Annotated in this window: 10 protein-coding genes, 1 other RNA gene and 1 other annotated feature; of the genes, 7 read left to right on the top strand and 4 right to left on the bottom strand. The window is 34.6% G+C overall.

Annotated elements, in window-relative coordinates; genetic code table 11:
* Positions 1–35: 35 nt before the first annotated feature.
* Positions 36–308 carry a hypothetical protein gene (locus GZ63_RS0103355; protein ID WP_029266845.1) on the bottom strand — a complete coding sequence of 91 codons (273 nt, stop codon included), beginning with the start codon at positions 306–308 and terminating at the stop codon, positions 36–38.
* Positions 309–863: 555 nt separating this feature from the next.
* Between GZ63_RS0103355 and sspL the strand changes: the two genes are divergently transcribed.
* The 3 genes from sspL (at position 864) to ssrS (ending at position 1,646) form a co-directional block, all read left to right on the top strand.
* A complete protein-coding gene (gene sspL, locus GZ63_RS17285) occupies positions 864–1,004 on the top strand; it encodes a small, acid-soluble spore protein L (protein ID WP_084178947.1) in 141 nt (46 codons plus the stop codon).
* A 5-nt stretch (positions 1,005–1,009) separates the two neighbouring features.
* Positions 1,010–1,282, top strand: coding sequence for a sigma-G-dependent sporulation-specific acid-soluble spore protein CsgA (locus tag GZ63_RS0103340; RefSeq protein WP_226374297.1), 273 nt, complete (start codon positions 1,010–1,012; stop codon positions 1,280–1,282).
* A 171-nt stretch (positions 1,283–1,453) separates the two neighbouring features.
* Positions 1,454–1,646: non-coding RNA, 6S RNA (gene ssrS, locus GZ63_RS17280), on the top strand.
* A gap of 676 nt (positions 1,647–2,322) precedes the next feature.
* Here the strand turns inward: ssrS and GZ63_RS0103335 are convergent.
* Positions 2,323–2,568, bottom strand: a complete 246-nt coding sequence (locus tag GZ63_RS0103335) for a hypothetical protein (protein ID WP_029266843.1) — start codon at positions 2,566–2,568, stop codon at positions 2,323–2,325.
* 344 nt (positions 2,569–2,912) lie between these two features.
* Between GZ63_RS0103335 and GZ63_RS0103325 the strand changes: the two genes are divergently transcribed.
* The gene (locus tag GZ63_RS0103325) at positions 2,913–4,352 is read left to right on the top strand and encodes a DHA2 family efflux MFS transporter permease subunit (RefSeq protein WP_029266842.1); all 1,440 of its coding nucleotides are present in this window, start codon (positions 2,913–2,915) and stop codon (positions 4,350–4,352) included.
* 102 nt (positions 4,353–4,454) lie between these two features.
* Here GZ63_RS0103325 and GZ63_RS0103320 read toward each other — a convergent pair whose 3' ends face one another.
* The gene (locus tag GZ63_RS0103320; RefSeq protein ID WP_051681372.1) at positions 4,455–5,210 is read right to left on the bottom strand and encodes a YqjF family protein; all 756 of its coding nucleotides are present in this window, start codon (positions 5,208–5,210) and stop codon (positions 4,455–4,457) included.
* Positions 5,211–5,319: 109 nt separating this feature from the next.
* Between GZ63_RS0103320 and GZ63_RS17275 the strand changes: the two genes are divergently transcribed.
* Entirely contained in the window at positions 5,320–5,481 is a 162-nt protein-coding gene (locus GZ63_RS17275; protein ID WP_318842353.1) for a uracil-DNA glycosylase family protein, read from the top strand.
* Between the two features lie 76 nt (positions 5,482–5,557).
* Positions 5,558–5,827: a binding site (T-box leader), on the top strand.
* Between the two features lie 80 nt (positions 5,828–5,907).
* On the top strand, positions 5,908–6,762 hold the full coding sequence (locus GZ63_RS0103310; RefSeq protein ID WP_029266840.1) for an SAM hydrolase/SAM-dependent halogenase family protein: 855 nt from the start codon (positions 5,908–5,910) through the stop codon (positions 6,760–6,762).
* A 197-nt stretch (positions 6,763–6,959) separates the two neighbouring features.
* On the opposite strand, the gene GZ63_RS17270 is transcribed toward GZ63_RS0103310, so the two are convergent.
* Positions 6,960–7,121, bottom strand: a complete 162-nt coding sequence (locus GZ63_RS17270; RefSeq protein ID WP_084178944.1) for a YjcZ family sporulation protein — start codon at positions 7,119–7,121, stop codon at positions 6,960–6,962.
* A gap of 213 nt (positions 7,122–7,334) precedes the next feature.
* Between GZ63_RS17270 and GZ63_RS0103300 the strand changes: the two genes are divergently transcribed.
* Positions 7,335–9,689 (top strand): YhgE/Pip domain-containing protein, encoded by a 2,355-nt coding sequence (locus tag GZ63_RS0103300; protein ID WP_029266839.1) that lies wholly within the window; start codon positions 7,335–7,337, stop codon positions 9,687–9,689.
* The last annotated feature ends 165 nt before the right edge of the window (positions 9,690–9,854 follow it).

Genomic DNA, 9,854 nt, shown 5'->3' with positions numbered 1-9,854 from the left:
GAGTTTTGTCCCAGCCTCTATGTCATAATCCTTAATTACTGGTTATTATTTTGCTGTGCTTGCTGAACTTGTTGGGTTGCTTGCTGCATTTGTTGTTGTGCCTGTTGGAATTGTGGATCTTGTTGTGCAGCAGCACCAGCTTGGTTTTGAACATTTTGCATTTGTTGTTGTGCTTGTTGCACTTGCTGTTGAGCTTGTTGCAACTGCTGTGGATTTGCGCTAGCCTGTGCCTGCTGAACAGCTTGCTGTGCCGCTTGTGCCTGCTGAACAGCTTGCTGGATTTGTTGTTGTGAATTTTGTTGTGCCATAATAAATAACCTCCAAATATGTTTTGAGCCAAACGCTCTCGTATTTATCGTTACCTGTTTTCTTTTTTATATGCACATTTTCGTTATCTTTTTATTAAAAAAGACTTTCAAAAGAAATAAGGCGCTCTCGCATTATATTTCATAGTAGAAAAAATATATAAAATACCTTTGATGTAGAAAAATTATTCATTTTTTCTATCCAATATGTATATGATAAACATGTAGGGAAAAACGCACCTAGTGCCCCCACACTAAGTGCGTAGATTACAAGTAGATTATTTAATCAAAGCTACAAGCAGAGAGAGAAAAGTGACAATAAAGAACAGAAATGAAAAAAAGCCAAAATAAAATTTATTCATTATTTCCACCTCCTACTATATATATATGAAAAAAACAGAAATTATAATCTTTTAATGAACTCTTTGTTGAAATTAGGAATATGAATTTGTAAACACTTAGGAGAAGTGTTTTTTTTTAGGGGGAATAGAGAAATGGATAAAGTATCTGAATAGATAGAGATGATTTTGAAACACTAGGCAGAGGAGGTGTTTTAAAGTGAGCGAGAAGCAAAATAATTGGAGTAAAAAAAGAATAAATAGAAGTGTAAATTCTCAAGGTCTTTCAGAAGATAAAGCAATTCATCAACCAAAATCGCAACTTGAAGACCGCGCTAAGAAAAAGAATACAAAGATTTAAGAATTGTGAAAGTAGACGGGGTGAAAACCATAAAACATACACTTTTATATTTGCGTGAATCATTAGCCAATTATACAAAAGATGAATTAGGACTAGCCATTTATCAAAAAATTGAAACGCAAAACTACAAAACTGAGGAGGAATTTGTTCAAAATTTAGATGCAAAAGAAGTGGACTACTTAGATTCGTTATTAAAAGAAGAAATTAATTACGCAAACAGCGCTAAGGATACTATCCGCACCCATCAACTGAATGAGATTTATGAACTATTATTTTAAAATGGTGTAGATTACCATTGAAAAGTAAATCGTATCATTGTATTATTATTTATAGACATTTTGATGTTCCATAAGTCCTAAAAAAGTGAATAAACGTTCGTTCCGGACTTATGGAAGAACTCTATGAATATGACTATTGCAATTGCTGATGAAAAATTATATAATAATATACACAAGCTACGATGTACGTAATCATATGAAGTTTTAACCTCTAAGTATTGAAATAGGGAGTTTTATATCGAAATTGGAATGTCGAGCCGTAGAAATGGTAGCGGAAGACAGGAAGGTTTCTGCAAACACCCACTTTGTGAAGTGGTGGTTAAAAACTTTTTATATTTCAAATTACGGCATAAGTGGCTTATCCATTTAAAACAAAACAGATCAGCTTCTTTATTGAAGCTGATCTTTTAGTTTTATACACTCTCCATTCAGCATCCAATTGTCTTATATTAGGACAGTTGGATTTTTTAGTTTTAATTAAACATACTAAAAGATAAATTTAAGTGGTAATGTATATAATTATGAGGAAAAACGTCGTAATCTATTATTCCTATATTTTGCAATAATGAGAAAAGTCGTTGACAAAGGAATATTTAGCCAGTAAACTAAATTGTGTCGAGGTACAGATTTTTTTAATTTAGAGGTTTATCAAGGAACTGTTTATCACAATTTCTCTAAGATAACGAAGAATGTTTTACTTGAGACGGGGATCAAATTTTTGTTGATGGAGCCTTTATTATCAATGGAAGTAAATTGCTACGAAATTAGTCTTGTTTCTTTCCCCTGATAATGAATATGGGGAGGAAAATCCTAATTACCACCGTTCTCCAAGAATTATTTACCGGGAGCCGGAGGAAAAAGTGTATTGCTAATCCATCCCGAAATCCATCCAAACCAAGCGAAGAACTGAGACGTACAGTAGTTTCCCCCTTAGTTATGATTGCAGTATTGGTTTTGGTTTTTAGCTAAGGGGTATTTATATCATTTTAATGTTATGTTCTTTAAGTATGAAATATATCTCTTTAAATAATGCGTACGAATCAAACGTAGCAACACAGCCAATAAAGATATTGTTTTATTCGTAAATTGAATCGGTTCCACTTTTTCAAAATCTCCCCAAATGGAATTTCTCCCTGTGCGATTGTTGTACGAGTTTTTTCCCACTCAATGAATTCTTTAAGTTTTAGTGCTCGAGGAACCATTGGAATTGGCTTTGGCAAACTTCCATCCCAATTAGCTATCATATCTTGTGCTTCCTGCTGGATATTATCAATTTGTGTGAGCACATCTTCTCCAGAACTGTGCAGATGTTGGAGGATATATCATCTTTTTTGAATGTAAAACACAGATAATGAAAGCATATCGGGAACGTATGGATTGTTATGCTTTTGATTCCTTAACTAGAGGCTATGATGAATTTTTAAATGAAATTAAAAAGATGAGGTTGCCAAAATTATATACTGTGATATGGGGGAGTTCAAATGCGCTAGAGGAGTTGTAAATGATAAGTTTGAAGAAATATACAGTAGTAGCAATCCTTTCATTATTACTTATTTAAAAGATATAATTAATAAAACCTGCTTATTTCGACTGCTATGAGCAGCAACGCAATGGATAAGGAGCTGAAGTAATGAACCATAATAAAGCAGAAAACGTACAGCCCGTTCAGAAAATTTCGATCGTTGCTGTAATATTAGCTGGTGCATTTCTAAGCATATTAAATCAAACATTGCTAGTTACGGCAATTCCTCCGATAATGGGTGAATACAATCTTACTGAAAATACTGCTCAATGGTTAACAACTATTTTTATGCTCGTGAATGGAATAATGATTCCGATTACTGCCTTTTTGGTAGAAACCTTTACTACTCGAGGGCTCTATTTAACCTCGATGATGATATTCGCCTTAGGGACAATGTTTTGCCTCGTCGCTCCAAATTTTCCATTATTGATGGTTGGTAGAGTGATTCAGGCTGCTGGGGCTGGAATTGTACTGCCTTTAATGATGACCGTGATACTATTACTATATCCTATTGAAAAACGCGGATCTGCAATGGGAACGATTGGCTTAGTTATTGCTTTCGCACCGGCAATTGGTCCTTCCCTTTCCGGATGGTTAATCGAACATTACCATTGGAAAGCTTTATTTTATGTGGTATTACCATTAGTTGTTATCGATATCATTATTGCCTATTTTGTAATGAAAAACGTAACAACACCAACATCTCCCAAAATAGATATTTTATCTATTGTGCTATCTACTTTTGGATTTGGCGGTCTATTGTATGGTTTTAGCAGTGCGGGAAATTACGGTTGGTCCAACTCGTTTGTTATCTTATCATTAGCTATTGGGGCAATTTCACTTACTGTATTTATACTACGGCAGTTTAAATTAAAGCAGCCGATTCTAGAGTTTCGTGTCTTTCAAAATAAAGTCTTTGCAATAACGACTGTTATTACGATGATCGCCTTTGTATCATTAATTGGTGCTGAAACAATATTACCTATTTATATGCAAAACATGGCAGGTTTTACAGCTTTTGAATCTGGTCTAATGATTCTTCCAGGTGCGCTGGTAATGGGATTTATGTCTCCCATTAACGGAAGAATATTCGATAAAGTAGGGGCTAGATGGTTAACAATTATTGGATTGTCGATTATAACGGTTACTACTTTAATGTTTACAAACTTAACTGAAACGACAAGCTTTGCCTATTTAACCGTTGTCTTTGCAATTCGAATGTTAGGGATATCAATGGTTATGATGCCAGCAACAACAGCCGGTCTAAATCAATTGCCTAATCGATTAATCCCTCATGGTACGGCTATGAATAATACAATGCGTCAGGTAGCTGCATCTATTGGTACTGCTATATTAATTACGGTTATGACTAATACTGCATTAGATAATGGTGAGTCAGCTGAACCGAGTGAATTGATTCATGGTGTAAATATATCCTTTTATATGTCTACTGCTTTAGTGATTATTGGTCTTTTGTTATCCTTTTATATTAAAGATAATATGAAAGCGGTGGAGCAAAATCATTCGATAGCAAAAAACTACGAGTGAAACTAGTGCTATATAAAGCAGTTTCACTCGCTGGATACTTTGGGGTAGGTGAGCTGCTTTTTTCGGTTTACGAGAGGCGAATGGATAAAAAAAAGAATAGAATTAAGTACAGATGCTACCTATTTTTCGTAACGGCCAAATAAGAGCACGCTGTGCTAAGGAGTAATGGACAACAGGCGGAGAGCTGCAACTGGATTCAGACAAAAAATTAATTAATGTGTGTCTTTTTATTTCCGCTGTGACGGGACTTAGACTCCAAGGCTTATGATGAATATCTCCTTGGTATAATGTTTTTCCTTTTACTGTCCATAACCGGTATCTTTCGATGAGCCAATGAGCTAATGTTCCAGGAATGGCATTCGAATAACTTTTAGTTAAAGGTTTATAGCTTGCTTGAAAAATAGCTGGGTTTATTTTTAATTCCCTGCGTTTACATAAGAATTCAATATGCGAAGATTTTTTAATTTTAATGGCTGCGTTTTTATATGGGAGGGTTAACATTCGCGCCCCCAGTACGATGGCCAATTTATTTGCATCTAAACTAAAAAAGTAAGTTCCGCTAATTCCATTGTATTTAACATAAGTTCTTACATTCACTTCCAGTAAAGAATTGTAAAAAGGAATTCTTGGAAGTCCTCTAATACGCACATCGCTCACCTCAAATGGAAGAACACCAATCCACGCTTTTCCGTCATATGTATCTATGTCAAGAATTGAAGGTACATGTTCTCTAAGTATTTTTTTTGGAACGGGCCAATGTATAAATAATACATGCTCCCATTTTTGTGTCATTACCCATGGTAGCTTAGGGGTGGGGAACTCCCTATGTTTTGTTGTTTGTAATATTTCTTTATACAAATTTTAACTTCCTCTCTACTGGGGATATAATATAGTATATCCTGATCAAATTGGCTATACACGAAAATAATAAATAAATGACCATTAATTTGTGAGGAGAGAACGGTTTATGTCTGAAAAACTTATTTCGTTTTCACCTATCATTCCTAAGACTCCAAAAGTGATCATACTCGGTTCAATGCCTGGGGGAATGTCCTTAAAAAAGCGTGAGTATTACGGTAATCCCCGAAATCATTTGAGGAGAAAGTGGAAGCATGGAGACAATTCTTAGATTATTTATGACGAAAACAATCCTTGCAAAATAACTGTTTGTTTCGTATAATAACTTTAATATTTAAAAATATCTGCTAAAAACATGGAAGAGGGAAAGTAGGATTTAGTTTATTTTATACAGAGAGCTTCGGTAGCTGAAAAGAAGTAAAAATACGAATCTGAACAATGGCCTCTGAGTTTCGTACTGAAAATTTCGCGTAAATGATTAGGTTGCGACGAGAATTGGTACTCGTTATCACATACCACAGTATCAATAGTCTGTGACTTGCGTACTTGATGGAGGCTGTATTATAGATATGCAGTGAAGTAAGGTGGTACCACGTAAATCCAACCACGTCCTTATCGAATTGTCGATAAGACGTGGTTTTTTAATTTTCATCATAATTATAAGTTGTTTTACAAACATTAATAATGGAGGTATTATATGAATAATTTAGTAATTCAAACTGATTTTGGACTAAGTGATGGTGCAGTAAATGCAATGTATGGCGTAGCAATCTCTGTAGATTCAGGATTAAGAATCTTTGACTTGACCCATCATATCCCTCAGTTTAATATTTGGGAAGCATCTTACCGACTATATCAAACGATCACATACTGGCCGGAAGACACCGTGTTCATTTCCGTTGTAGATCCGGGCGTAGGTTCTGACCGGTTAAGTGTTGTTGTTAAAACATCGAAGAATCAATATATTGTAACACCAGATAATGGTACACTCACACATATTAAGAAAAATATTGGCATTTCAGAAGTTCGTATCATTGATGAAACAGTTAATCGATTACCGAAATCAGGTGAATCTTATACTTTTCATGGGCGTGATGTTTACGCGTATACAGGAGCGCGATTAGCAGCAGGTGCTATTTCGTTTGATGGTGTTGGTCCGAAAATTAACGTGGAGGATCTTATCATTTTATATCAACAAGAAGCCTGTCTTGATAGAGACATGCTTTCGGGAGTTATCGATATTCTTGATGTTCGCTTCGGTAATCTATGGACAAATATTGATCGCTCACTTTTTAAGAAGGCAGGGATTCAATATGGCGATAAGTTGGATGTAATAATAACAAATAATAATAAGCAAATATACAAACATCGTATGATATTTGGTCATTCCTTCGCTGACAGTCATTTGGGCGAACCTTTATTATATGTCAATTCGGTTGATAAAATAGCGGTTGCAATTAACCAAGGTTCATTTGCAAAGGCATATCAAATTGGAACAGGGGCTAATTGGAAAATCAATATTCAACAAACTTCAGAGCGCAGATCATCATAAGTTTTTTATAATAAAAATTTCTCTGCCCTATAATATAAGGACAGAGATTTGTGATTAAATCTAAATAATGCTTCATTATATGTTGATTGTACCTCTTATAGTTATTTAATATGAATGTTATGGAAGATGGAAGACCTGTTTTAATTACATTCATATAAAACTGGGATGTTTGCATAAAATAAATGATGGAGGCTTAATTAATAGCCTCCATATCCACAGCATCCACCATAGCCACCAGCACCATAGCCGCCAATATTATATCCACCAGCTCCTACGATGATTAAAAGAATAAACAACACAACGATAAACGAAAATCCTCCGCCTATGTTCTTATGTTCATGCTTGTGCTTTTCACTCATCCACTATCCCTCCTTGTTATGTTAATCTATGTATAAAAAGGGATTTTGGGAATGAAAATAATTAAAAATGGGCCTTTATGAACTGCAGAGAATAATTTGATTGGAAATCATTAAGGAAAATTGCTATAATAACATCTTACATAAAATTTTATCGATAAATGAATGCTCATTCATATTTTTCTTAGAAAATATCTTATAAAAAGGACGTTATTTATGAAAAACATCATGAATATTTTTAAAACAGATATGAAAAATATTGGAACGAACTGGGTAGCTGCTATTTTGATAGGCGGTTTAATAATCCTGCCTTCACTTTACGCTTGGCTTAATATTAAAGCTTCCTGGGATCCATATGGACAAACAGATCAAATACCAGTAGGTGTTGTAAACGAAGATAAGGGTGCAACGGTCCGTGATGAAGAAATTCATGTTGGAGATGAATTAGTTGACACACTTAAAAACAATGATGATATGGATTGGAAATTTGTTGATCGTGATAAGGCGATGAAAAATGTGGAATACGGCGATTACTTTGCGGTCATCGTTATTCCAGAGAATTTTTCCGAAAACTTAGGTACAGTTATTGAAGACAATCCAAAAAAAGCGAAAATAGAGTATTATGTCAATGAGAAGATTAACGCTATCGCTCCTAAAATTACACAAAAAGGGGCAAGTGTTCTCGTTGATAAAATAAGTAGTGAATTTATATCAACAGTCAATGGCGTCATTTTTGATATATTTAATAAAATTGGTATTGAAATTGAAGAAGATCTTCCTGATATAGAAAAATTTCAAAACTATGTTTTTGAAGTGGAAGAGAAGCTTCCTGAAATTAAAAAGTTACTTGATGATTCATTGTCAGATGCAAATGATGCACAAGGGGTTATCGATAAAGCCCAAGGGTTAGTACCTGATGCAGAGGGTGTAACAAATGATGGTTTAGCGACTATTGATGAAACAAATAAGTTTCTGAAGGAGGCCGAAAACAGATTAAATAAAATGGCCCCACAGATACAGGAAGACTTGGAAAAGGTGCAAAATATTGCATCGGAGGCTAATGATTTCATTACAAAAGCTCAAAATGCTGAAATTGATTTTAGTTTAGGAGATAAACTAAAAAATGGTATGAATGAAAAAATCAATGAAGCTACAGAAAGAATCGAAACAGTTGAACAGGCACTTAATCAGTTAAAAGAACATAATAATAAACAAATTGAAGTGGAAATTCCACAAAACGAACAAGGAGGGAAACAAGAGGGAGAAGAAAGCCAAGACGGAGAGGAAAATGATCAAGAAGAAAAGGAAACAGGTGGTTCACCAGATGGAAATTCGGGTCCTGACCAAGGTTCGGTAAATAAAAAAGAAATAAACCAGCAAATTAATGATCAGCTGCAGCAGTCTCAAGAGAAGCAGAACCAAAAGATTGATGAAACATTAGATAAACTGGCTACAATTAAAAAAGATTTGAATGAAATACAAGAGAACGTTGGTAAAGTGGATGATTTTTTAACGGATACAAAAAAAGAAGTAGACAGCATGCTTGCCGATTTACAAGAAATAACCGCAAATACTTCTAACAGAATCGACAATTTTGTTAAAGAATATAAAGAAAATATCGAGCCAACCGTATTAAATGAAATTTCAAACGCAAAATCAACACTTTCTGATGCTAGAAATATCTTGGTAGAAGTCCAAGAGCTAATTCCTGAAGTAAGTAAAATTCTATCAAGCACAGATGATAATCTGGGTGAGGGTAAAGATTCACTTGAATCGGTGCTTAACGAATATCCATATGTGAATGATAAAGTGAATGAATTAGCAGATCGGATTAGAGAATTGCAAGATGAAACAGATATCAATGAGATTATTAATCTCCTGAAAAATGATCCGGAAGCAGAGCGCGGTTTTTTTGCAGAACCAGTTGAACTCCATGAAAATAAATTATTCCCAATCGATAACTATGGAACTGGTATGACCCCGTTCTACACAGTGTTATCAATTTGGGTAGGAGCGTTATTATTAATTTCATTATTAGCTACCGATCTTAAAGAACCAGAACTTTACACAGGTAAGCAAATGTATTTAGGGAAGTTTCTTACATTTTTTACGGTTGGACTCCTGCAAACATTGATTGTAACCTTAGGTGATTTATTTTTAATTGGTGTTGAAGTAAGAGCTCCGGTTTGGTTTGTAATATTCGGCTTATTGACCAGCTTTGTGTTTATGGCTATTGTTTATACAGTTGTTTCTGTATTTGGTGATGTTGGTAAAGCAATGGCAATTGTTCTTCTAGTGTTGCAAATTGCAGGATCGGGTGGAACTTATCCAGTCGTTCTGCTGCCAGAGTTCTTCCAGGCAATTAATCCTTTTCTACCGTTTACTTATGCTGTAGATTTAATGCGTGAAGCTGTAGGTGGTATTGTTTGGAGTCGTGCAACTCGTGACATTATATTCCTATCGTTGGTTGGTATTGGATTTATTTTATTTGGTGTATTCTTCAAACAACCTGTTAATAAGCACACAAATAAATTAATGAAAAAATCGCAAGAAACCGGATTATTCCATTAATGTTCGATTAAGAGTTGGATCATAAGTTAATAGAACAGTTTGTAGCAAGAAAAATCTAATAAATGAAATGAAAAAATCGAGTGCCACTGGCACTCGTTTTTTCATGAAAATCAACCGGAGATCATGAAAATCAACCGGAGATCATGAAAATCAACCGGAGATCAT

Source organism: Virgibacillus alimentarius (assembly GCF_000709085.1).
In the GTDB taxonomy this organism is placed as follows: domain Bacteria; phylum Bacillota; class Bacilli; order Bacillales; family Amphibacillaceae; genus Virgibacillus_B; species Virgibacillus_B alimentarius.
This window is presented reverse-complemented; position numbering and strand designations above follow the sequence as displayed.